Below are 23,663 nucleotides of genomic sequence, written 5' to 3'. Positions count from 1 at the left end.
CCAATACTCGCAATCGCTTTATCGTAAAATTCAGCGGCTTGCGGGCACGTCGCCGCGCAATGTACCGATCTTGAAGTGCTTCTTGGCGTAAGCGACGATTTGGCCATCGGTGGGATGATCAGCGGCCTCGACGCCGACAATGCGACCACCGATATGCGTATGCTCTCGGAGATAGGTCGCCAGTTCGGTTTTCGCCTGCGCCGGACCAATGATCAGAATCTCACCGGCATCACTCACCGCGCCCGCCACGTCTTTCATCAGCCCCTTGTCTTCGTGGACATGACCGCTTCCGATTTCGTTGGCCTTGTGATGAATGTGGCGTGTCTCGAATGTCGGATGAAGATCGAGTTGATCTGTCCCGGTGAGGCCGACATGGAATATCTTCGCTTCGCGATGGTCGATCCAAACGACCGCATGATAATGATGCATCCTGTTTCCTTTTTTGCGATTTGCTTTCGCGTCTAACTTGCTCTTGCAGCCGTGTTATCCTCTGCAGAAGCGAGGTGCATGCTTGCTGTTGCAGAATATCGTCGCAGAACAGTACGGCAAACGGCGAGCGGCCGTTTGACATACGTCAAACAGCCGTCACGTCAGAAACGATCTAATTGAAAAAGACCAGAACGCGCGATGATCCTCATTCACTTCATCCAAACCGCCAGAGCGGCGGAAGTTCCGAAGATAAGTTACAGGCCGACGATAAACGGAGTTTCGTTCCGGTGATCAGGCAGAAGGAACTTCGTTATATGATTTGAGAGCGATCCGTGTCACCCAACATGTGGCCTCCACTTCAACCCGCGTGTCGTCCTGCTGACGACGCTCGATGGCGCCTCCACGGGCCTATTTTGGCATAAGCGCAGGAGATCGTCGTGATGAGTGCACCTTTGCTGATAGCCAGCGCCAGTGGCGATGAGCTCGAATTACGCCCAACAGGAAGTTGGACCGTCGTCAATGCGGCAACTCTGGAGCAACTATCTGCCAGCATAGCGCCGCAGCTCGCGCGGGCACGGTCGGTAACCGTGAACATGTCCGGCGTCCGGGAGCTCGACACATTGGGCGCTTGGCTGATCGAGCGATTATCGCGACATTTGGCCAGCGGCGGCCAACGCGCGCACATTGTGGGAGCTGCAGAAGACTATATCGATCTGATCGAGGAATTAAGACAGGTCAATCGACGACGCAATCCGGGTCCCACGGAGCGTAACTCCATCGTCGACAGATTCGAAATGCTAGGTCGGGCGGCGCTGGCGGCAGTTCTGGATCTGTCGGCTTTCCTTCAAATGCTCGGCGCAATTTGCCTGGCCGCTGTCGGTGTGCTTCGCCGCCCGAGATCGTTTCGGCTGACATCACTGGTTTACCAGATCTATCGGGTCGGCTGGCAGGCGCTTCCGATAGTGGTCCTGATTACATTTCTGATCGGCGCCATTATCGCGCAGCAGGGTATCTTCCACTTCCGCAAGTTCGGCGCGGAGGCCTATGTGGTCGATATGGTCGGGATCCTGGTGTTGCGTGAACTGGGGGTTCTGATCGTTGCAATCATGGTCGCCGGAAGATCCGGGAGCGCCTACACCGCTGAACTGGGCTCCATGAAGATGCGCGAGGAGATTGATGCTCTATCGACGATGGGTCTTGATCCGGTCGATGTGCTAATCCTGCCTCGCATCGTCGCGTTGATCGTCGCGTTGCCGATCCTGGCCTTCGTAGGGGCGGTCGCGGCGCTTTACGGGGGAGGCCTCGTTGCATGGTTTTATGGGGGAATGTCGCCGGTAACATTCATAGCCCGGTTACATGAAGCGATTTCGGTGACGCATTTCGAAGTGGGTATCATCAAAGCGCCATTCATGGCGCTGGTGATCGGGATCGTCGCGTGTAGCGAGGGGCTTCGCGTGAAAGGTAGCGCTGAATCCCTAGGCAAACAAACAACGACATCTGTCGTGAAATCGATCTTTCTCGTCATCGTTCTCGACGGACTATTCGCGGTGTTCTTCGCATCGATAGGAATGTAGCGATGCAGGAGACAGACACGCATGTTGCCATCCATGTTGAGGACCTAGTTGTCGGTTTCGGCCGCCATATCGTCATCGATCGTCTTTCACTTGATGTTCGGCGCGGCGAAATCCTGGGGCTGGTCGGTGCCTCCGGTGGCGGGAAATCGGTGCTGATGCGGACCGTGATTGGTTTGATTGAGCGGAATAGCGGAAAGATCGAGGTCATGGGGAGCGATATCGGTCTGACGCCCGGGCGCCGGACAAGGGATGTCGCTGCAAAATGGGGAGTGTTGTTTCAGCAGGGAGCACTGTTCTCGTCTCTTACGGCATTGCAGAACGTCGAGTTTCTGCTTCGCGAGAATGCAACGCTCTCGGACGAGCTCATGACCGAGATTGCGAGTGCCAAGCTGGAAATGGTGGGTCTCGCGCCGGAAGACGGTGCCAAGTTTCCGTCGGAACTCTCCGGCGGCATGACAAAGCGAGTCGCGCTTGCACGCGCATTGGCGCTGGATCCGGCCATCGTCTTTCTCGATGAACCGACTTCCGGCCTCGATCCTATCGCAGCTGGCGATTTCGATACGCTGATCAAGACGTTGCAGAAGACCCTTGGACTGACGGTCTTCATGGTCACGCACGATCTCGCCAGTCTGAACACCGTTTGTGATCGCGTTGCCGCCCTGGCTGATGGAAAAATCGTCACGATCGGACCGATGAGCGAGCTGCTTCGATCCGAGCATCCATGGGTTAAGGCTTATTTTCATGGCAAGCGCTCCCTCATGCTCCAACCAAAGGCGATTTGATATGGAAACGCGCGCTCCTTTCGTCATCGTCGGCGCATTCGTTCTCGCAGCTATCGCTGCGGTGTTCGGCTTTATATTCTGGCTGCATAGCACCGGAAATTCAGGTCCGCGGACTGCCTATCAGATTCAGTTCGACGGCTCTGTGCCGGGTCTGCTGGTGGGCGCCGCGGTGCTCTTTAACGGCATTCGCGTAGGGGAGGTGACGCGTCTCGATTTGGCGGCCGATAGCCCCAGTCGCGTCAATGCAAGCATCTCGGTTGTGAACACCACTCCCGTTCGCAGTGACACAAAGGTGGGATTGGACTTCCAGGGACTGACGGGGGTGCCGGTAATCGCATTGGAGGGAGGTAAATTGTTGGCGAATTCCGCTCCCGTGACGATGCTGGTAGCCGAACCCGGCGCTGGCCGCAGTATGACACAAGCGGCACGCGATGCCCTTGGGCGGGTCGACGGCGTTCTGGCGGACAATGCCGCGCCGCTCAAAAGCACGATCGCCAATCTTCAAGTGTTCTCAGAAGGACTCGCTCGCAACACTGGAAAGCTCGACGGAATTGTCAGCGGTCTGGAGCGAATGACGGGCGGCGGCGCTTCTCCGGTATCTAAGGTGACCTATAATCTTCGCGCTGCTGTTGATTTCCCGGCACCAACCAAAATACTTAAGGGGCAGTTCGCGATACCCGAGCCAACAGCTGTCGTCCTTTTGCAGACGCAACGATTCTTGTTTTCGCAACCCAAGGACACGGCGGCCTTCCCCGATGCGCAGTGGGCAGACAGCATCCCCAAGCTCATCCAGGCGAAGATCTTGGAGAGTTTCGAAAACTACGACGTAACGCATGCACCCACGCGGCCGCTGGACGGCGTTCAGCCCGATTATCAGCTTTTGATCGATGTCAGACGATTTGACGTTGGGCCCGATGAAACCCCCGTGGCAGAAATTGAGTTGTCTACAAAGATTTTGGATAAGGATGGAAAGGTCATGGCTTCACGGATATTTCGCCAGAGCCAGAGGATCGAAAAGCTGGATGCACCAGGAACCGTTCGGGCTTTCGACTCCGCTTTCTCAAGCCTTGCCAAAGAGCTCGTCTCTTGGACTACCCAGAGTTTCTGACTTCGGAATCAGCAATGGTTGGCTTGTCCGCTTTGCGATCGAGATTCTAGCGGCTGGAAGCGTCTTGGCTCCGATCTCAACCCGTGTGCAGGGCGCCTGGCGAGCTCGGCCATCGGGGTTGTACGGGCGATGTGGACGTCCAGCCTTCCGTGCTGCTACTTGTTCGGCCGCATTCATCTTGATCGTTTGTCCGGGCCCCGTTTCGCATGCAGAATTCCACTGGCCAGAGGAGGCGGATGTCGCTGGCGGGCATCCGTCTTGACCGGGCTTCGTCTGTGGCATTGCCCCAGCAAATCGCGGCGCAGATGCGCGAGGGGATTCTGCACGGGACGTTGCCGGCGGGCACCCAGTTTCTCGGTTCGCGGGAGATTGCGCGCGAACTCGGTTGCTCGCGCATGGTGGTGCTGAGTGCCTGGGACATCCTCTACGCCGAAGGCTATCTGGAATCGATGCCGCGCGGCGGTGTCTCGGTCGCCGCATTCAGCCGCAACGCAGCATCGCCGGCGGGCGCGTCTGCGGATACCTCTCGTATCGCCGGCCCCATCTCTCAGCGCTGGCAGTCGCTGATTGGCTTTACCTACGAGACCAATTGGGCGTCCGATTTCAGCCCCGGTGCACCCGATATTTCGACCTTTCCGTTCGGCGACTGGGCTCGGTTGCTGCGCCAGACGTCGCAGCACCCCGACAAGGAGGAATGCCTCGATTTGTCCCCCGCCGGGCTTCCCGAGCTTCGGCGCGAGATCGCGGATTTCCTCGGCGCGGTACGTGGTCTCGTCTGCACGCCTGAGCAGATCGTCGTGACCTCGGGCACTTCCAGCGCGCTCGATCTGTGCAGCCGCATGATCCTCGATCATGGCGACGAAGTCTGGGTGGAGGAACCGGGCTTCGTAGAGGCGCAGTGGTCGCTGACAGCGGCGGGCGGTAAATTGGTGCCGATACCGGTGGATGACAAGGGGCTATGCGTCACCGAGGGCATTCGCCGCGCGCCGAATGCGAAGCTGATCGTGGTGACGCCGTCGCATCAATATCCGCTCGGCGTCAGCATGGGGTTGGAGCGGCGGCTGGAATTGCTTGACTGGGCCAATCGCAACGACGTCTGGATTGTCGAGGACGACTACAATTCCGAGTTCCGGCATCAGGACAGTATGATCGCGTCGCTGAAGTCGCTCGACCGCGAGCAGCGCGTGATCTATCTCGGCACCTTCTCCAAGATCATGATGCCGAGCTTGCGCTTGGGCTACATCGTCGCGCCGGAGCGCTTCGTCGAGATCTTCACGAAGGGCCGCGCGCGTATCGACGTGCACAGTTCCGGCATCGGCCAGCGTGCGCTCGCCGAATTCATGCGCGAGGGCCATCTGCTGCGCCATCTCCGCCGCATGCGAAAAGTCTATGCGGAGCGGCAGAAGGCCCTGATGGATGCGATCCGTCAGTATTTACCTGATGATCTCACCGTCGCTCCCTGCGCAACCGGTCTTCATCTCGTCGCTCTGTTCACCGAGCGCCTGAAGGCGCGGATGAGCGATGTGGAGGCCGCGCGGCTGTTGAAGCAAGCGGGTCTCCACGTGCAGCCGCTATCGCAGAATCATCTGGAGGCGCCGATCTATGCCGGCCTCGTATTGGGCTATGGCCGCCTCAAGCCCGCCGATGCGACGCGCCTGATCGCGAAAATGGCGCAGATTCTCGATGTGGAGCCATCTGCAGCAAAAAAATAATCCGATCCGCCAAATGCATTCCCGGCAATGGCCGCGCGCCTGCGAATTGATCAATCGTCGGCGGGGAGCTCCCGGCCGCCGCCAAGGCGCGATCTCGTCGAACCATCGACGGCGCGACCACTCCCGCACATCCTGCATTTGAGCGGATAGGCGCATCGATGAGATCGTTGCTGCATTTGCATGCAGCGCTTGCACTGTAACAAAGCACCTTGGCGTCTCGCTCGCGCGTTACCCTGCGTTCGGCAATCTGGCCTAGTCGTTTCCAGCGAGTCTGGCTCTATCCGGATGCGCGCGATGCGCCAAGATTTTGCAGAACGAGGTTCGACAGGGGACGGTGGCAGATGATGGCTGATCGCGGGCGTTTGTTGAGATTGATGGGCAGCGTGCTGCTGATGGCGCTCACACCAGTGGCGGCACAGGCGCAGACGCGGGCCGAGACGCTGCGTCAGGTGACCGGTAACAACATCCCCACGCTGGACCCGACCACCCCGGGCGCGACGCGTGAGGCCTTCGGTGTCTCGACCAGCATCTATGACCGCCTTGTGGCCTTCGACCGCAAGCGCGACGAAAACGGCGTCTGGGTATTCGACCGCAGCAGGATCCGCGGCGAATTGGCCGAGAGTTATGAGGTCAGCCCGGACGGGCTGAAGATCACCTTCAAGCTGCGCGATACCAAGTGGCACGATGGCACGCCTGTCACTGCAGCAGACGTGAAATGGTCGCTCGATCGTGCCGTCACCGCGAAATCAATTGCCGCGGGACAGATGGGCACTGGCTCCCTGACGAAGGCGGAACAGTTCGCCATCGTCGATGAGCGCACCATCACGGTGACGCTGCCAAAGGCGGATCGTCTGGCGCTGGCCAATCTCGCTACGCCGCTGGCGCCGATCTTCAACAGCAAGCTCGCGAAGCAGCATGCGACCGCCGAGGATCCCTGGGCTCAGGAATGGCTGAAGACCAGCACCGCCGGCTCGGGCGCCTACACGGTCGAGATGTTCAAGCCGGGTGAACAGTTGATCCTGAAGCGCAACGACAACTGGAAGAGCGGTCGTGACGGCAAGCTTCCTTACTTCAAGCGCGTCATCGAACAGACCATCGGCGATCCCGCCACGCGGGCCAATCTGATCGAGAAGGGCGATGCCGACATCGCCATCGATCTGCAGGCCAGCGACGTACCGTCGCTGCAGCAGCGCGGCAAGGTCAAGGTGGAGTCGTCGCCGCAGACCAACGGCTTCACCATGATTGCCTTCAACACGCAGATGGCGCCGTTCGACAATCTCAAGGTCCGTCAGGCCATCGCCATGGCGCTGCCCTATAACGACATGTTCAGCGCAGCGATCTTCAAACGCGGCTTCCCGTTGTTCGGTGCGTCGTGGACGTCGCCACCAAATGGTGATTTCCCGCAGCCGATGCCGGCGAAGACCGATATGGCCAAGGCCAAACAGCTCCTGGCTGAAGCCGGTTTCGAGAAGGGCTTCAAGACCACTTTCAGCATCAATGTCGGCTCCGCCGCTGTCACCGAGCCGATGGCGGCGCTGCTGAAGGAGGCGCTGGCGAAGCTCAGCATTGAGGTCGACGTGCAGAAGCTGCCGGACTCGCAGATGTCGACGCAGATCACCGACAAGAAGCTGCCGTTCTTCACCGAAGGTTCCAACGCCTGGCTGCCGACCACCGATTACTTCTTCCGCAATTTCTTCACCGGTAACCAGCGCTGGAATTACAGCTCCTGGAATGACGAGCTGGTGGTGAAGCTGGCCAATCAGGCTCGGTTCGAGCAGGATCAGGCCAAGTATGACGAGATGGGCAAGCAGATGATCGCGGAATACGTCAAGGAAGTTCCGCTCGTGCTGTTGTGGCAGGCGAACCAGGACGCCGTGATGATCCCGCAGCTCGATGGCTACACCTACTGGTTTCACCGCCAGGTCGATTTCCGCGACCTCGCCCGCAAGTAAGCGAAGACGAACGACCCGACGATGTAGCCCTTGTACTGCATCGCCGGCCCTGAACGAAAGCGGGACCAACGCGCGTGACGAATATCTGGGAAATCGGAACCGACATCGGCGGCACCTTCACCGATATCATCGCCATCCGGCGCGACACGTCAGAGACGCGGATCGCCAAGGTGCCGTCGCGCCCCCACGCGCCGGTACAGGCGATGCTCGAAGCCATCGAGGCTGTTGGTCTGCGCAAGAGCGACGTGAAGCGCTTCATTCACGGCACCACCCGGATCACCAATGCGATTGTCGAGGAGCGCCTGCCCAGGATCGCTCTGATCGCCACGAAGGGTTTCGAGGACGTTCTAGAGATCGCGCGCTATCGCCGCCGCGATCTCTATCGCCTGGATATCGCGCCAAAGGCCAAGGCGTTGGTGCCGCGTGAATTGTGTTTCGCGCTCGATGAGCGCCTCGATCACGAGGGCCAGGTGCTGGGGCCACTGGCCGAAGCCGAAATCGAGCGCCTGATCGCCTGGCTGAAGGAGACTGGCGTGGAAAGCGTCGCCGTCTCGCTGCTGCATGCCTATGCCAATCCCGTCCATGAGCAGATGCTGGCCGAACGGTTGAAGGCCATCGTGCCGCATGTCTCGCTGTCGCACGAGATCAATCCCGAAGCGCGCGAATATGAGCGCACGTCGTCTACGGCGTTCAATGCGGCGGCGATGCCGATTGCGGTGGAATATCTGAGCGAGCTTGAAGAACGTCTGCCCATCGGTGCGGGCCTGCAGGTGTTTCACTCCGCCGGCGCCATGATCCCGATCTCGGCCGTCAAGCGCCGTCCGCTGGTGATGGCGATGTCCGGCCCGGCAGCCGGCGTCGCGGCCTCGGTCAGCATCGCGCGCCAGCTCAAGAAATCCCGCGTGCTCACTTTCGATATGGGCGGCACGACGACCGACGTCTGTCTGATCGTCGATGGCCAGGCGGAGATGGCCGACGGCAAGATGCTTGGCGATCGCCCGCTGCGTCAGCCGATGCTTGCGGTACATTCCATCGGCGCCGGCGGTGGCTCCATCGTTCGCGCCGGCGCAGGCGGTCTGACCGTCGGGCCGGAAAGTGCCGGCTCCGAGCCGGGCCCAGCCTGCTATGGCCGTGGCGGCACCAAGCCGACCATCACCGATGCCAATGCGCTGCTCGGCTATCTCAACCCCGAAACCAAGCTAGGCGACCGCATCGGCATCGATGTAGATGCCGCGGCCCGCGTGATCGAGCCGATCGCGCAAGGACTTGAACTGAGCCTTACCGAAACCGCACTTGGTATCATCCGCGTCGCCAATGCCACCATGGCGCGAGCGTTGCGCCGCGTGACGGTGGAGCGCGGCATCGATGGTCGCGACTGCACGCTGCTGGCGTTTGGTGGTGGCGGCCCGATGCATGCGGCGGGTCTCGCGGAACTCTACGGGATCACCGAGATCGTGGTGCCCGCTGCGTCCAGCGCCTTCTCCGCGCTGGGATGTCTGACTGCGGATTTCAGCTTCCTGCAGCAGCAGACGTTACGCATCGCGCTGGACGGCATCGATCTGGCCAAGGTCACGCAACGTATCGAAGCGCTGGTCGAGCAGACCCTCGTGCCTCTGCTCGCCAATGCGATCCCGCGCGACTCCATCCAGATCGAACTGGTCGCGCTGATGCGCTATGTCGCGCAGGCCGATGCGATCCCCGTGCCGTTCACGATGCCGCTCGATGTCGATAGACTTCGGCAGGACTTTCTCGTCAAGCATCGCGAGTTGTTCGGCTACGCGACCAACGAAAGCTGCGTGATCGAATCCGTGCGTGCGCAGGCGCGGCAGCCCTCGACCACTGAAGTCAGTCGCCCGACGACAGTTTTACGCGCCGAAGCTGCTCCGAAGCGCCGTTGCTCGTTCGATGGCGCGCTGGACGTGATGACCGATGTGATCGATCGCAGCGCAATGATCGATGTCGTCACCGGTCCGGCGATCATCGAAGACGCTTGGTCCACCGTAGTCCTCCCGCCGCAATGGCAAGCGACGCCGGACAGCAACGGCAATCTCTATCTCGCGAAGGTGGCATCATGAAGCTCGACCCGTTTGCCGTCGAAGTGATCCGCCATGGCCTGTCGGCCGCAGCGGAAGAGATGAGCCTGGTGATGACACGCTCGGCGCGCTCGCCGCTGCTGCGCGAAGCCGGCGATCTGTCCTCGGCGATCACCGACGCGCAGGGCGAACTGGTCGGGCAGGGCCGTGACATCCCGGTTCATCTCGGCGCCATGGCCTATACGATCCGCGAATTGCTGAAAGTCGTGCCGGCTGCGACCATGAGCGAAGGCGATGTGCTGATCTATAATCTCGGCGCGCTCGGCGGCAATCACCTGAACGACGTCAAGGTCGTTCGCCCGGTATTCTTCGAGGGTGATATCGTTGCCTTCGCCGTCAGCCTCGCGCATTGGCCCGATATCGGCGGCACCTGGCCGGGCAGCTATCTCGCCAAGGCCATCGACACCTTCCAGGAAGCGCTGCGGATTCCGCCGATCAAGATCGCCACCGCGGCGGGTGTCAGCGATGCCATCGTCCAGTTCCTCAAGGTCAATGTCCGCGATCCCGAATCCTGCGAGGGCGATCTGCTCGGCCAGATCGCCTGCACACTGGCCGGCGAAAAGCGCATCGTCGAATTGTGCAAGCAGCACGGCAAGGCAATGTTCGTCGCGGCGCTGTCGCGGCTGCACGATCTCTCCGAAGCCGAGATGCGCGAGGCCATTCTCGGGCTACCTGACGGCGTCTATGAAGGCGAGGATTTCCTTGATGACGGTGGCCCTGGCGATGAACCAGCCCGTATCCATGTGAAGATCACGATCAAGGGCGACCAAGCGACCTTCGATCTGTCCGGCAGTTGCGACCGGGTCTCCAATTTCTGCAATACGACGTCCTTCATCGCGAAATCCGCGGTGGCCTATAGCGCGCGCATCATGAGCGGGCGCGATATGCAGCAGAATGGTGGCGCGTTGCGTCCGCTCACCATCATCACCCGGCCGGGTTCGATCTTCGAACCCGGTCTCACCGCACCGGTGGCGGCAGGCAATCACGAGACCTCGCTGCGCATCGTCGATGCGATCTTCCTGGCCATGCAGGACGTGATTCCGGAGCGGCTGTCGTCGGGCGGCGCCACCACGTCCGGCATGCTCTCTTTCGCCGAGCCGCGGCAGGATGGCTCATGGAAGATGCTGTACGAGGTCCATGCCGGCGGCGAGGGTGCGCGGCATAACCGCGCCGGCTGCGCCGCGACCCGCGTGCACCTGACCAACACCTCCAACACACCGGCCGAGGCCATCGAGGCCAACTACAATATCCGGGTCGAGCAGCAGTCGATCCGCTGGGGCTCCGGCGGGGCAGGCGCCTATCCGGGCGGCGACGGTGTCGTGCGCAGCTACCGCATCCTTGCCCCCAGCATGCATCTGACCAGTTGTGTCGAGCGCAAGCTTATTCCTCCGTTCGGGCTGAAGGGCGGCGCACCCGGCAAGACCGCACGCCTCACGCTCACGCGCGGCGGCGACGTGATTGACGTCGAGGGCAAGTCGAATCTCGTGTTGCAACGGGACGATGTCATCACCATCGAGATGTGCGGCGGCGGCGGCTATGGCCGCGCGTGATGCACCTCCGCAAGGACAAAAGGGATAATCGATGAGCAGACTTTTGCGGACGGGCCTCAATGCCGGCGACAGCGCGCCCCTGACCGTGGTTGGCGGCGAAGGCGTGTATTTCCATCTGCAGGATGGGCGTCGCCTGATCGACGGCAGCAACACCGGTGGCGGGCTCGGTCATCGCCACCCGAAAATGGTGGAAGCCATTCGTGCAGCCGCGGATACGCCGGTCGTCAACGAAGGCTGGACCTGGATCGATCGCGAGAAAGCTGCCGATGATCTGATCAGCACTGCCTTTGCGGGCGAAGAGAATTGGGTCGGCGGCGTGCGCTTCTGCATCAGTGGCAGCGAGGCCAACGACATGGCGCTATCGTTGTGCCAGGCCCTGTCGCAGAAGACGGCACTGGCGACGCGCGAGCGCGCCTATCACGGCCTCGTCGGTCTATCGCGCAGCATGACCGTGCAGCCGCACTGGCATGGTGGGCTCGCCGTGCAGGCCGGCGGTTCGCGTCTGCCGGCCCCGATGGCGCCGGTGAAGATCCTGCCTGCACCTGACGGGGCGATCTATGGCGCGCCGCTCAGCAACCAGCCGGTCAAAGACGTGCTCGCCGGTGCCGGCGCCGTTCTGGCGGATACGGCGGCGACCATCATCGACTACACGCAGGGTGGTAACTATTACGACGGCGACTATCAGGACGAAGTCGCCGATCACGCCGCGAAAGCAAATTCGATCTGGATTGCCGACGAAGTCGTCACCGGCGCCGGCCGCTCCGGCCGCTGGTTCGCGTTCCAGGGCGCGCAGAGCCGTCCCGACATCGTGACCATGGGCAAGTCGCTCGGCGGCGGTGCTGCGGCGGTCGCGGCCGTGATCGTGTCCAAGAAGATTGTCGAGCAGCTCAAGGGATCGAGCTGGCAGAACTACGGTACGCTGCGCGGCCATCCGATCAGCATGGCCGCCGTCAGTGCCTATCTCAATGTGGTGACGGAAGAGGACATTCTGGCACGCGTACGCGCCATGGAAGTGTTCTTCACGAAGCGCCTGCTCGAAATCGCGCGCAGTCATCCGAGCGTCAGCCGCGTTGCCGGCCAGGGCCTGCACTGGACCGTCGAACTGCACGGGCCCGACTGGCGTTCATGGGCTGCCGACACCAAGGAAAATCCGATCGCCTCACGTGTCGCCGCGCGGGCCATGGAAGCCGGCGCCGTGATCGGCACCAGCGGCGAGCAGACCTCGCTGTTCCTGGCGCCGCCGCTGATCATCAGCGAGCAGGATGCCGAGCGCCTGCTCGGAGCGCTCGACCACGGACTCGAACTTGCCGACCAGGAACATGCGCGTTCCGGCGACCTCAACTGACACACGACAACAGAGAATTACTGATGCAAGACGAACAGGACATCCGTGCCGTCATCGCCAAGGTCTGGCACTTTTTCGCTTGAAAACCGCATGATGACTGCGTTCGGAGGCTCAAAGTGAGTGACATCTCTCCGTTCTGGCCACCCGGCGAGCCGCACACGCTGCCGTTGCCCGAGGGCGTCCTCTACGATGCGCTGGTGCGGGCGGCGACGGCGCGGCCGGATCATCCGGCCACGCTGTTTTATGGCGGTGTTCTCACTTATGCGGAATTGCTGCGGCAGGTCGATGCGCTTGCCGGCTATCTGCAGAACATCTGCGGCGTGAAGCGCGGCGACCGCGTCATGGTCGCGCTGCAGAATTCGCCGCAATATGTGATCGCGTATTACGCCGTCATGCGGGCCGATGCGGTGGTCGTGCCGATCAACCCGATGAACAAGACGGCCGAGCTCGACTACATGGCATCTGACAGCGGCGCCACGATGGCGATCATCGGCAGCGATCTCGTCGATGTTTTTGCACCGCTGCTTGGCAACGCCATCAACAGCATCATCGTCGCGCACTATCGCGATTATGTACCCGAGACATCGCCTTACACGCTGCCAGGCTGCGTGACGCAGAACGGATCGTGCCCCACGGCGCCGGGTTGGCGCGCCTGGGACTATGTGATCGCTCGCAACGAGGCGCCGTTGCCGATGACCGCGACGCCAGCCGATCTCTGCCTGTTCCCTTACACCTCCGGTACCACGGGCAAGCCGAAGGCCTGCATGCATCTGCACGCGAGCGTGCTGTTCACGGCGGTGTTGCAGGCGCGCTGGTACCGGCTCGGCGGGGATGACGTGCTGACTGGCGTGCAGCCGTTCTTTCATGTCGCGGGCATGCAGGGCTCGATGAATGCGGCGATCTCGGTCGGCGCGACGCTGATGTTGATGGCGCGTTGGGATAAGGACCTGATCCCTGATCTGTTCGAGGCCCATGGCGTGACCTTCTGGAACGCGGCGCCGACGATGATCGTCGACGTGCTGTCGAGCCCGACATTCCGCGAAGAATGTTTTGCAAAGCTCAAGGTCATCACCGGAGGTGGCGCAGCGATGCCGGTAGCGGTGGCCGAGCGGCTGAAGACCCGCTTCAACCTCGAATTCGTCGAGGGCTATGGCATGACCGAGACCATGTCGCCGACCCACATCAATCCGATGCAAGCGCCCAAGCGCCAGTGCCTCGGCATTGCCGTGCACCAGACCGACGCGCGGATCATCGATCCCGACACGCTGACCGAGCTCGGCAGTGACGCAATCGGCGAGATCGTGGTCAACGGCCCGCAGGTGCTGCAGAACTACTGGAACAAGCCCGAAGCGAACGAGACCTCATTCGTCACGCTGGGCGGTAAGCGCTTTCTACGCACCGGCGATCTCGGATATCGCGACCGCGACGGCTATTTCTTTGCTGTCGATCGGCTGAAGCGGATGATCAATGTGTCAGGCTTCAAGGTGTGGCCGGCGGAGGTCGAGTCCATCATGTATGGCCATCCCGCCATAAAAGAGTGCTGCATCATCTCGACGCCGGACAGCTATCGCGGCGAGTCGGTGAAGGCGCTGGTGGTCCTGCATGATGCGGCCAAAGCGTCGACAACGGCAGACGACATCATTGGCTGGGCGCGCGGCGCCATGGCCAATTACAAGACGCCACGCTCGGTGGTGCTGGTCGATAGCCTGCCGCGCTCGGAAAGCAACAAGATCAGCTGGCGGTCGCTGCAGGAAGCGGAGTGGACATGACGATGCCAACATCGCCAACGACAGAGTTGGGCCCGGAAGGGCAGTTCTGGGCGCATCTTCGCGCCGGCAGGCTGATGATTCAGCGCTCGCGCTCCACCGGTGAATATGTGTTCTATCCGCGCCTGATTGCGCCGCGCAGCGGCGCCGACGATCTCGCATTCGTCGAAGTCAGTGGCTTCGGCACGATTTACTCGACGACGGTCATGCGCCGATCCGCGAAACACGGCGGCGATTACAATGCCTGCGTGGTCGAGCTCGACGAGGGCGTCCGCATGCTCAGCCGCGTCATCGCGTGCGCTCCGGATGAGGTTCATATCGGCATGCGCGTGCAGGCGGTGATCGCACCGGTCGACTTTGGCACCTATGCCAATAGCGAACAGCCCATCGTGCTGTTTCGTCCCGTGGGAGCCACGCCATGACCGCATCCTCGTTGCGTGGCAAGAGCGCCATCGTCGGCCTTGGCACTTACGGCCTCGGCCGCACGCCCGGTCTGTCCTCGATGGACCTGATGGCCGGCGCCACTGCGCGCGCGGTCGCCGATGCGGGCCTGCAGTTGAAGGACATCGACGGCATTTGCGGCGGCACGCTGTATCACATGTTCCCGACGCTCTCGATGGGTGAGTATCTCGGCATCCGTCCGAAATGGGCGTGTTCGGACATGACCGGCGGCTCGTCCTTCCTGTCGCATCTCCTGCAGGCGACAATGGCCATCGAGGCTGGGCTCTGCACCACGGTGCTGATCGCCTATGGCTCCAACCTCAAACAGGCCGGCACCTTCGGCATCCACGAACTGCCGACCTTCGAGAAAGTCTACGGTCTGGCGTCGCCGCTGCCCGGCTACGCGATGTGCGCCGCGCGGCACATGTATGAATATGGCACCACGCGCGCGCAGATGGCGGAAGTTGCCGTCGCCGCGCGGCAATGGGCACAGCTGCATCCCGATGCGACGATGAAGGCGCCGCTGACCATCGACGAGGTGCTGGCATCGCCGCTGGTGGCCGATCCGCTCTCGCGGCTGGATTGCTGTCTGATGAGTGATGGTGGTGCAGCCGTCATCATCACCAGTCCCGATCGTGCGAAGGCGCTGAAGCACAAGCCCGTCTATTTCCTCGGCGGCGCCGGGGCGAGCTGGAGCCGCGAGGTCTCGCAGATCCCGGATTTCTGTACGACGCCGACGGCCGAATGCGCGCCGCGCGCGTTCGAGATGGCGGGCATCACCACGGCTGATGTAGATGTATTGCAGCTCTACGACGCCTTCACCATCAATGTCATCATGTTCCTGGAAGACATGAGGTTCTGCAAGAAGGGCGAGGGCGGCGCATTTGTCTCCGGTGGTCGGATCGCGCCGGGTGGTGCTCTGCCGGTCAATACAAATGGTGGTGGATTGTCGTTTGCGCATCCAGGCATGTATGGACTGTTCACGCTGATCGAAGCGACGGAGCAATTGCGCGGCAATGCCGGCGCACGGCAGATCGCGGATGCCGAGATCGCGATCGCTCATGGCAATGGCTGCACTTTCTCACATGAATTCACGGCCGTGCTTGGCGGCGCCAACACGCTGTAATGACAGATCTTTTAATGTCCACACCTTGTGGATAATAGACGATCATGTGTAACCACACGTGGTGTCACCGATGCTGCCCTAGTTCTTCCTATCGATCGTGAAGTTGAAATTATGGCCTTCATCGGCTTGCCTCGCTGTCTGTTGAAACAGGTACACATTGCCGAAGCCCGGCGATGAATGGGGCCTGTATGTATCGCCCCAATACGGTGAAATGTTCCTAGCTTTGCCGGCAGAAGTTGCTTACGCGGCCCGGCAGACGCGTTACTTTCTGGCCAAAGGTTAGTTCGCCTGTGCTGCTGCGGTCGCCCATGCCTTTCACATCGCCACCGGCGCAGAATGCCTCGCCGGCGCCGGTGATCAGCACTGCGCGATGCGCATCGGACCGCCCCGGAAGGGGGATATTTAATTGAACATAACGGCTCTCAATCGCCGCGAACGCGGCAGCGCGATCGAGCGCATGGATCATGCGCCGGGTGCCCGTGACCTCAGATGCCGCAGCTATGCTGACGATGCGCTCTGTTCCGCTATTTCTTTCGGGGCTTTTCCGCTTCGGGATGCATCAGGCCCTTCATGGTCGGAGCTGCCGCGATCGTCTTGGCCTTGTCCTTCTTGGGCTTCTTTACTTCGCGATTGTTCCGTTGTTCGCCTTTGGCCATGGTTTGGTCCTCCGCCCGCACTGGGCTTCAGTGACATTAGCACGTCGGTTAGGATTCCCGGAGATTATGTTGCCTAAAGTCGCTGTCGCATCGCGGCAGCGCGGGAGGACTACCGCCACCCGTCGTCCTGGCAGCCGACAGCCGCATCAATTCAGGAGATGGAAGTTTGCTTGATTGACTCCTCCCTGAATTCAGCGTTGCTATCGTTCAGAGACAACCGGGAGAACTGAAGTGACCACTGGCGTAGTAAAATGGTTCAATGCGACGAAGGGCTTCGGCTTTATCCAGCCGGACGATGGCAGCAAGGACGTCTTTGTTCACATCTCGGCCGTCGAGAAGGCGGGGCTGAGCACTTTGAATGAAGGGGCCAAGGTCAGTTTCGAGGAAGTGGCCAACCGTGGCAAGACGTCGGCAGAGAACCTGCGGGTTGGCTGATCGGCCTCTTTTTGCCTGGCGCCGCAAGTCTGGTGGCGCCCGGCTGTCGCCCAAATGACCACATAACTGGCAGCCCGTCGGACTTGTCCCGGCGGGCGTTTCGCGATGATTCCAGCGGCTGGTTGGTGTCGCGTCGGCTTTCGCGAATGATCGTCAGGAATGCTCGTTTGGGCCAAGTAAATTCAAGCTGCCGTGCAGCTATCCATATCGTTGTGCATGATTGTCTGGCTGGCGCGGTTATCCCATTTGACCGTGACGCTGCTCCAGTCCTTGGCGATGACGGTGCCAAAGTCATTTTTATCGTTCTTCCAAAAGACTGTCGTTCCGAGAACGAGCGCCCTTGATTTTTCGCCGGTCATTATGCGTCTCCCAAAAGTTCTACTTGCCGTCTGGTGAGGTACCGACCACGGACGAGCTGGGCGTGCCGAGAAGCCACGTCCGATTGCATCTACGGTAAAGCTAAGTCAGCTCTTATTTTTCCATCGCTGCAAGCAGGCTTCTTATATCGATCGTCGCGATGTTCGAGTAACTGTCCGAAATCGCATACGGGAAGATAATTTGATCGCCATGCCGCATTGCGCCGCATGTATAGACGACGTTCGGCATATATCCTTCGCGCTCGGACGGCGCAGGTCGAAGGAGCGGTTCGTCCAGGCGCCCCAGCACCTTCGTCGGGTCGTTTTTGTCGAGCAGTGCTGCTCCTATCGGATATTTGCGGACCGGGCCGACACCGTGTGTCAGCAATAGCCAGCCCTCATCTAATTCGATAGGTGAGCCGCGGTTGCCAATTTGCGGCGGCCGGCTACGGAAAATTCGAGAGGCCGATTTTCCGCCGTCAGTCAGGCCTTCATTCGGAACGTCGATCGGGGTCGCTCCGAGCGCTTTCGAAAGTTAAACACGTATTTATTCGGGAAATTCATAGGATTTCCTATCTCTTTGGTATGGGACCTGTGCGAAGAAAATCTTGAATTTCCAGCGCACGATGATCTCGGAAACGTAGCCCTTGGCTGCCCATCTGGCAGGCTTTGCAATCGCGATCTCCCGATCGATGCGACTGCGGGACCGCGAGCGGCACGCTTTGAGGTTCACAGCAGATGGAGATGGATGATGATTTTCGATCGACAACCCAGGTATCTCACCGCGGCCTTTGCCGTTGCCGTCGTGCTCTCGTTCGCAGCGCTGAGCTCGCAACCCGCCGAAGCTACGCCACTGCACCGTGACGCGTCGCCGTTCTGTCTGTTGCCAGGCTCATCCAATGGTCCGGGGGGGGCACCGCAGATCTGCGGCTACTATGATTATCAGGAATGTCTGCAGGCCGCGGCCGACATGCACGCCAACTGCGTGGAGAACATCGATTTCCGCGGTAGTTATGAGCGAACGCCCGACGGGTGGCGTGCCCGGTACTGAGCGCCTTCGCGAGCGGCACAGCCCGGTCGATAATAATCTCTTGTGCGGAAAACGAGATCATCTTGAAAAGGGGGCGCCGTGAAGCGCGTCTATCGCTTCTCGAGATGGTGGCAGCAGCGCCGCTCGCCCCGGGCCGAACTACCGTTCGCGCCCGCCCCACGCGAATGGCACCAGCAGCACGGCAAGCAGCGCCGTTGCTGCCAGCATTGCCCAAGCATCGTTCACACTCCAGATAAAGGCCGTCTTTTCGATCATGGGCCGGACCAGGGCTTCCATGGCAGGAGTGGGTGGGCCGGAGAGAGCGCTTGTCAGCGATGCGGGATCGAGGCCAATGGCCGTTGCCGCCGTGGGGTCTCCCGATAACAACCGCATATGCAACGCAGCGGCGTAGATGTGGGCGCGGCTGTATAGGATGGTGTCAATCAGCGCGATGCCGATCGCGCCGCCCAGGTTGCGCATCAGGTTGAACAGGCCGCTCGCTGCCGGCACCTGCGCTTCCGGCAGCGAACCCAACGCCAGGCGGGTCGGTGGCAACAGGCAGAACATGATAGCGATGCCGCGAACGATCTGTGGCCAGAACATCTGGTTGAAATCGGTGTCGCGAGTCTGAAACATGCTGAGGGCGAGTCCGATACCAAACACCGCAAAACCCGCGGCGGTCAGCCAGCGCGCATTGAGTCGCCGTTCCAGCGCGACGGCGATGGGCGACATCACCAGTTGCGCGCCGCCGGTCACCAGCATCGTCGAACCAATCTGCAGGGCGTCGTGACCCCTGACGTAAGCCAGAAAAACCGGGATGAGATAGACCGAGCCGTACAGGCCCACGCCCAGGCAAAAGCTCAACGCGCATCCGATCGCGAATGAGCGATTTCGGAACGGGCCAAGCTGCACGACCGGATGGGCAGCGCGCAATGTGCGTCGGACGAACAGGCGGCCGCAAAGCGCGCTGATTGTGAACAGGCCCGTGCAGGTGACCGACACCCAGCCATCATGGGGTGACTGCTTCAGTCCGATCTCCAGAGTGGCCAGCGACATCGCCATCAGAACCAGCGACCGCCAATCGATTTCCGCAACGTCGCCAAAGTTCAGCTGCTGCCGGGGCAGCAGAGGAGGCGCCACAACGCAAGCGATCAGCCCGGGAACGACATTGATCAGGAACAGCCAGTGCCAGGACCAGGTCTGCGTGATCCAGCCGCCGACCACAGGTCCGACCGTCGGCGCCAGGACCGCCACGATGCCGGCGACCGTCGTAGCGATGCCTTGGCTGCGCGGCGGGAACAGCAGGAAGACTGCGGCGAACACCGCCGGGATGAGCGTGCCGCCCGCGAATCCCTGCAGCACACGAAACGACACGAGGGCGGCGAAGGTGCCGCTCGCGGCGCAGCCGATCGACGCCAGCGTGAACAGCGCTAGGGCGGAGGCAAAGAGCCAGCGCATCGAGAGCACATGCGTCAGCCAGCCCGTCAGGGGAATGGCTATGATCTCGGCGATCAAATAGGTGGTCTGGACCCAGCTCATCGTCTCCGGGGAGATGGCGAGGGCATTCTGAATGGTCGGCAGCGATGTTGCGACCACCTGAATGTCGAGGATCGCCATGAACATCCCGAGACACATCAGGACAAAGCCGAGCCATGTCCGGGTGTCCGCGAGGGGCAGCTCGGTGCGCAGGGTCGTCATGGGCTTACGAGCGGCGGGGCAGGCAGCACGGCAGGGTCAAGGCCATCCATCGCGCGGGTCAACCGGGTGCGGCGGACGATCGAGCCGATCAGGCCCGGGCCGCGCGTGGCCGCGGCGAACATCAGGTTTCGGCTGATGCGATGCCCGGCAAGGCAGGAGACGATGCTCGCCAGCCGGATCGGACCGGCCGTGAGTTTTCGCGCGGCCGCCAGATACACATCAGGTGAAAGGCCCTCCCGGATATGCGCGACTGCCAGCGCGGCCGATCCAAGGGCGATGGCAAGGCCGTCGCCGGTGAAGGGCGGGATGTGGGCGAGACGGTCGCCGACCCGATAGGCTGCAGTGTTTCGCTCGCGATGAAGATGTCCGCCGCTGGGACAGGCCACGGCCTTCGGCTTGTCCCACAGTGGTTCGGCGTCTGCCAGCCGCTCCGCCAGTGCGGGAAGTGCCGCCGCCACATGGTTGCGCAGCGCGGGCCAGCCGGATCCGAACTGGCTCATGACTTTACCCGGCAGCACCATGCAGAGGTTGGCGATACCGTCTTCGACCAGTTCGAGGCCGATATAGCTGGCCTCCAGAAAGTAAAGCTCGACCCGGCCCTCGAGCGCTCGGCGAATGTCGGGGGTAGGCCGCAGGTGCATTTTCAACCCGACCTGCGAGCCGTCGCGTGTGTCGTCGATGCCGCGCAGACCCAGCTTGCCGGTGGCCAGTACGAGGTTCCGGCAACTCACCGTATGGCCGTTGTCGCACACGACCAGCCAGCCGGATCCATCGGGTCTCGCCGTTTTCACCGTCACGTCGCGATGCAGGCGTGCGCCGCTGAAATGCGCGTGTCGCAGCAGCGCGGCGTCGAGTCGATAGCGCGACAGCGACAGCCCGTGAAACGGTAGTGCCGAGGTCACGCTGCGGCGCGAGGAATAGAGCGCCACCTCATCGACCGGCACCGCGCCGAGCGCCAGCGGATCGACGCCCAACCGCCTTAACAGCAGCTGTGTCTCGACGCTCAGGAATTCGCCACACACTTTATGCTGGGAGGTCGCTGTGCGCTCGATCAGCATGACGTCGTGGCCATACCTGGCCAGACCGCAGGCCACCGCGCTGCCGGCCGGCCCGCCGCCGATGACGATCGTCTCGACCTGAATCATCGCACACGTCCGATCACGAAGCGGAACAAGAACCATCGCAGGCGCACCACGCGCGGCGCGATCCCGGCATCGCGTAACCGCGCCGTCCATTCCGCGCGGGTGAGGGCTCTCGCAACCGAGATCCGGCCGTCGTGAATGACGATGGGATGCAGCCGCGTCAGCCAGCCCATCAGGCCGATGAAATGGAACGGCACCCGGTGGCGCTGCAGGTCGTAGATCATCCAGCCGCGTCGCGCGATCCTCTCCATCCAGCGCAGGAACGTCACGATCATCTCGTCGGACATATGATGCGTAAGCAGGCTACTGACGACGAAGTCAATGGGGGAGGGCGGGATGAAATTGAAGATGTCCATCACCTGATATTCGATATTGAGATCGTTTCCTGTCGCCGACTGCGCGATGCGGACCGTCTCGCGATTGAGATCGAGCCCGATCAGCTTGATCTGCCGGCCGCGCCCGGCGGCCCAGCTGCGGATCGCCCGCAGCAGGTCGCCATAGCCGCAACCGACATCGACGAGTGTGAGCTCGGTGCCTTCAGGTATCCGCTGGATGGCGGCGTCCAGCCAGGCGATCACCGCCCGGTGCCCGAGCATCGCGCCGTTGAAGCGGGCGAGGTCGCGCAGCACAAGTTCGAGCTCTTCCGAACTTGCGCCGGCGCTGTCCAGCCATTCGGCTTCGGTACTTCGCTGCGACAGGTCCGTCGCTGCAGCGCGGGTGGTGCTGAATGTGCTCATGGGCTCAGGCCGCGGTTCGAAAAAGCATGGTTTCTGCGATCAGTCCGGGCCCGAACGACATTGCGCACCCGCTGCGGCCGCGTGCGCCCGAACGCATCAGTCGCTCGATCACGAACATGACCGTCGCCGACGACATGTTTCCATAACGGCGCAGCACGTCGCGCGACGCCGCCAGTGCGGTCGGCGCCAGCGCGAAGGCTCGCTCCACCGCGTCGAGAACGGTCCGGCCGCCGGGATGCACCGCCCACAGGTCGACCGCCGCCGCGGGCGCTCCAGCCAGGATTTCATCGGCGCTCCGCCGTAGGCCGTCCTGGATAACGGCCGGAACGCGTCCCGACAAAACCATGTCGAAGCCGGCATCGCGGATGTTCCATGTGATCAGATCGCGGGTATCGGGGACCAGCATGGCGCGGAAACTGTTGAGCGCGATGCCGGACGGCTCGGCGCTCACAAGGCTTGCCGCACAACCGTCGGCGAACAGCAGGAACGAGAGCATCTGCTCGAGATCGGCGTTTTCCTTGAGATGCAGCGTACAGAGTTCGAGGTTCACGACCAGTACGCGCGCCGACGCCTCGGAGCGGACGATGTGATAGGCCAGCTTCAGGGCGTTGATGGCGGCGTAGCAGCCCATGAAGCCGATAACGGTACGTTCGACCGTCGTTTGAAGCTCGCAACGCGCGATGAGATCGAGGTCGAGGCCGGGCGCGGAGAAACCTGTGCAACTGGTGATGATCAAGTGCGTGATGCGGTCACGATCTGCTCCGAGATGCAGGCGATCGACGGCGGCTTGCGCCAGTTCGGGCGCGTGCCGCTCATACTGCTCCATCCGCGTCGCCGTATCGGGAAAACCACTACGGGCATAGAAGCCGCCGGCATCGAAATGGTCGCCTTCCGGTCGATTGCTCGGCGTAAGGCACGAGAAGCGGTGCTCGATACCGGACTTGTCGGCCATGCGTTCGAACAGCCGCGCCTGACGCGGGTTGGCCAGATGGAGCGTAGACTGTGCGAAGCGGCGAAAAGTGTCATGAACGTCGTAAGGCGGCACAGCCGTTGCGACACGATTGATATAAACTGCTGGCAAGGGAATCCCTCCGTATGCCTCCGCCGAAATGAGCGCCGGCCGATGAAGGTCGAGATAGCGAAGAAAGTCCGCGGAGCGATTAAATTGCGATTTAAGAACGGACCGACGCTCTGCTTCGGTTGCTGCCGGGGATGTCGATGGCAGGTGTCTGGCCGGCAATCGTTGCGCACGGGGCGTCGCTGCGTTGCAGGTTAAATTCGTATTTAATTGAAGAACAGAAGCCTTCCGAAGATGTTGTGGCCATTGGTTCGCCGTCCGGCTCGGCGCGTTCCGATGGCTGCTGCATCAGTAAGCGCCGTTCGCAGGTGGGTGGATGCTCGGAATTTTGACGTCGTTCGTTCGACAAGGTGCGATCTCGTTAGGGGTATCGCTGTTGCTTGCCGCAACCGCATTTGCGGTGGCGCGCCCGCCGCACAAGTCGCCGCCGTTTCAACCGGCAGCGATTGAGCGTCGCCCAGCCACTGCAGCCGCGTTCATTGGAGCGAGTCCGCTCGCTCTCAACAGCTGTTCTGCGTCCGACAAGATGGTCGCTGATATCAATCTTCGGCCGATGGCGGGTAGGGATCAGGATGTGATTGCGGGATTGGTATCGCGAGGGCCGGACGCAATCGACCTGGCGCAGGCCGTGCTCTGCTACGGACACGAGGAAA

22 protein-coding genes and 1 pseudogene are annotated in these 23,663 nt (G+C 61.5%); 13 read left to right on the top strand and 10 right to left on the bottom strand.

Annotated features, from left to right (window positions below; all coding sequences use genetic code 11):
• Window positions 1-30: 30 nt before the first annotated feature.
• Window positions 31-429, bottom strand: a complete 399-nt coding sequence (locus SFY93_RS27780; protein WP_320445362.1) for a translational machinery protein — start codon at window positions 427-429, stop codon at window positions 31-33.
• 437 nt (window positions 430-866) lie between these two features.
• Here SFY93_RS27780 and SFY93_RS27775 point away from each other — a divergent pair, with 437 nt between their 5' ends.
• From SFY93_RS27775 to SFY93_RS27725, 11 genes are all read left to right on the top strand, one after another.
• The gene (locus SFY93_RS27775; RefSeq protein ID WP_320445361.1) at window positions 867-2,003 is read left to right on the top strand and encodes an ABC transporter permease; all 1,137 of its coding nucleotides are present in this window, start codon (window positions 867-869) and stop codon (window positions 2,001-2,003) included.
• Window positions 2,004-2,005: 2 nt separating this feature from the next.
• Complete coding sequence (locus SFY93_RS27770; protein ID WP_320445360.1) at window positions 2,006-2,785, top strand: ABC transporter ATP-binding protein; 780 nt, start codon at window positions 2,006-2,008, stop codon at window positions 2,783-2,785.
• A gap of 1 nt (window position 2,786) precedes the next feature.
• Entirely contained in the window at window positions 2,787-3,893 is a 1,107-nt protein-coding gene (locus SFY93_RS27765) for an ABC-type transport auxiliary lipoprotein family protein (RefSeq protein ID WP_320445359.1), read from the top strand.
• 206 nt (window positions 3,894-4,099) lie between these two features.
• Entirely contained in the window at window positions 4,100-5,605 is a 1,506-nt protein-coding gene (locus SFY93_RS27760) for a MocR-like pyridoxine biosynthesis transcription factor PdxR (protein ID WP_414716995.1), read from the top strand.
• A 341-nt stretch (window positions 5,606-5,946) separates the two neighbouring features.
• Complete coding sequence (locus SFY93_RS27755; RefSeq protein ID WP_320445357.1) at window positions 5,947-7,557, top strand: ABC transporter substrate-binding protein; 1,611 nt, start codon at window positions 5,947-5,949, stop codon at window positions 7,555-7,557.
• A 74-nt stretch (window positions 7,558-7,631) separates the two neighbouring features.
• A complete protein-coding gene (locus tag SFY93_RS27750) occupies window positions 7,632-9,632 on the top strand; it encodes a hydantoinase/oxoprolinase family protein (RefSeq protein ID WP_320445356.1) in 2,001 nt (666 codons plus the stop codon).
• Window positions 9,629-11,200 carry a hydantoinase B/oxoprolinase family protein gene (locus SFY93_RS27745; RefSeq protein WP_320445355.1) on the top strand — a complete coding sequence of 524 codons (1,572 nt, stop codon included), beginning with the start codon at window positions 9,629-9,631 and terminating at the stop codon, window positions 11,198-11,200. The genes SFY93_RS27750 and SFY93_RS27745 overlap by 4 nt, the downstream gene beginning before the upstream one ends.
• 31 nt (window positions 11,201-11,231) lie before the next feature.
• Window positions 11,232-12,545, top strand: a complete 1,314-nt coding sequence (locus SFY93_RS27740; protein ID WP_320445354.1) for an aminotransferase class III-fold pyridoxal phosphate-dependent enzyme — start codon at window positions 11,232-11,234, stop codon at window positions 12,543-12,545.
• Between the two features lie 116 nt (window positions 12,546-12,661).
• A complete protein-coding gene (locus SFY93_RS27735; protein WP_320445353.1) occupies window positions 12,662-14,314 on the top strand; it encodes a long-chain-fatty-acid--CoA ligase in 1,653 nt (550 codons plus the stop codon).
• Window positions 14,311-14,733 (top strand): Zn-ribbon domain-containing OB-fold protein, encoded by a 423-nt coding sequence (locus SFY93_RS27730; protein WP_320445352.1) that lies wholly within the window; start codon window positions 14,311-14,313, stop codon window positions 14,731-14,733. Before SFY93_RS27735 ends, SFY93_RS27730 begins: the two co-directional genes overlap by 4 nt.
• Window positions 14,730-15,878 carry an acetyl-CoA acetyltransferase gene (locus SFY93_RS27725; protein WP_320445351.1) on the top strand — a complete coding sequence of 383 codons (1,149 nt, stop codon included), beginning with the start codon at window positions 14,730-14,732 and terminating at the stop codon, window positions 15,876-15,878. The genes SFY93_RS27730 and SFY93_RS27725 overlap by 4 nt, the downstream gene beginning before the upstream one ends.
• A gap of 217 nt (window positions 15,879-16,095) precedes the next feature.
• On the opposite strand, the gene SFY93_RS27720 is transcribed toward SFY93_RS27725, so the two are convergent.
• Window positions 16,096-16,344, bottom strand: a complete 249-nt coding sequence (locus SFY93_RS27720; protein ID WP_320445350.1) for a hypothetical protein — start codon at window positions 16,342-16,344, stop codon at window positions 16,096-16,098.
• A gap of 58 nt (window positions 16,345-16,402) precedes the next feature.
• Entirely contained in the window at window positions 16,403-16,534 is a 132-nt protein-coding gene (locus tag SFY93_RS27715; RefSeq protein WP_256461247.1) for a hypothetical protein, read from the bottom strand.
• A 231-nt stretch (window positions 16,535-16,765) separates the two neighbouring features.
• Here SFY93_RS27715 and SFY93_RS27710 point away from each other — a divergent pair, with 231 nt between their 5' ends.
• The gene (locus SFY93_RS27710; RefSeq protein WP_068734860.1) at window positions 16,766-16,969 is read left to right on the top strand and encodes a cold-shock protein; all 204 of its coding nucleotides are present in this window, start codon (window positions 16,766-16,768) and stop codon (window positions 16,967-16,969) included.
• A gap of 182 nt (window positions 16,970-17,151) precedes the next feature.
• Here SFY93_RS27710 and SFY93_RS27705 read toward each other — a convergent pair whose 3' ends face one another.
• Complete coding sequence (locus SFY93_RS27705; RefSeq protein WP_320445349.1) at window positions 17,152-17,328, bottom strand: hypothetical protein; 177 nt, start codon at window positions 17,326-17,328, stop codon at window positions 17,152-17,154.
• Window positions 17,329-17,440: 112 nt separating this feature from the next.
• Window positions 17,441-17,761 (bottom strand): annotated as a pseudogene (locus tag SFY93_RS27700) (glycosidase); the annotation flags it as partial.
• Between the two features lie 315 nt (window positions 17,762-18,076).
• On the opposite strand from SFY93_RS27700, the gene SFY93_RS27695 reads away from it, so the two are divergent.
• On the top strand, window positions 18,077-18,376 hold the full coding sequence (locus SFY93_RS27695; RefSeq protein ID WP_309944913.1) for a DUF3551 domain-containing protein: 300 nt from the start codon (window positions 18,077-18,079) through the stop codon (window positions 18,374-18,376).
• A 138-nt stretch (window positions 18,377-18,514) separates the two neighbouring features.
• Here the strand turns inward: SFY93_RS27695 and SFY93_RS27690 are convergent, their stop codons facing one another.
• The 5 genes from SFY93_RS27690 to SFY93_RS27670 all read right to left on the bottom strand — a co-directional run bounded on the left by SFY93_RS27690 (window position 18,515) and on the right by SFY93_RS27670 (window position 23,359).
• The gene (locus SFY93_RS27690; protein WP_320445348.1) at window positions 18,515-20,053 is read right to left on the bottom strand and encodes a DHA2 family efflux MFS transporter permease subunit; all 1,539 of its coding nucleotides are present in this window, start codon (window positions 20,051-20,053) and stop codon (window positions 18,515-18,517) included.
• Complete coding sequence (locus SFY93_RS27685) at window positions 20,050-21,198, bottom strand: NAD(P)/FAD-dependent oxidoreductase (protein WP_320445347.1); 1,149 nt, start codon at window positions 21,196-21,198, stop codon at window positions 20,050-20,052. Before SFY93_RS27685 ends, SFY93_RS27690 begins: the two co-directional genes overlap by 4 nt.
• A complete protein-coding gene (locus SFY93_RS27680; protein WP_320445346.1) occupies window positions 21,195-21,932 on the bottom strand; it encodes a methyltransferase domain-containing protein in 738 nt (245 codons plus the stop codon). Before SFY93_RS27680 ends, SFY93_RS27685 begins: the two co-directional genes overlap by 4 nt.
• A 4-nt stretch (window positions 21,933-21,936) precedes the next feature.
• Window positions 21,937-23,013 (bottom strand): type III polyketide synthase, encoded by a 1,077-nt coding sequence (locus SFY93_RS27675; protein ID WP_320445345.1) that lies wholly within the window; start codon window positions 23,011-23,013, stop codon window positions 21,937-21,939.
• Between the two features lie 91 nt (window positions 23,014-23,104).
• A complete protein-coding gene (locus SFY93_RS27670; protein WP_141137186.1) occupies window positions 23,105-23,359 on the bottom strand; it encodes a hypothetical protein in 255 nt (84 codons plus the stop codon).
• Between the last annotated feature and the right edge of the window lie 304 nt (window positions 23,360-23,663).

Origin of the sequence: Tardiphaga sp. 42S5, assembly GCF_034044155.1 — a bacterium.
GTDB lineage: Bacteria > Pseudomonadota > Alphaproteobacteria > Rhizobiales > Xanthobacteraceae > Tardiphaga > Tardiphaga robiniae.
This window is presented reverse-complemented; position numbering and strand designations above follow the sequence as displayed.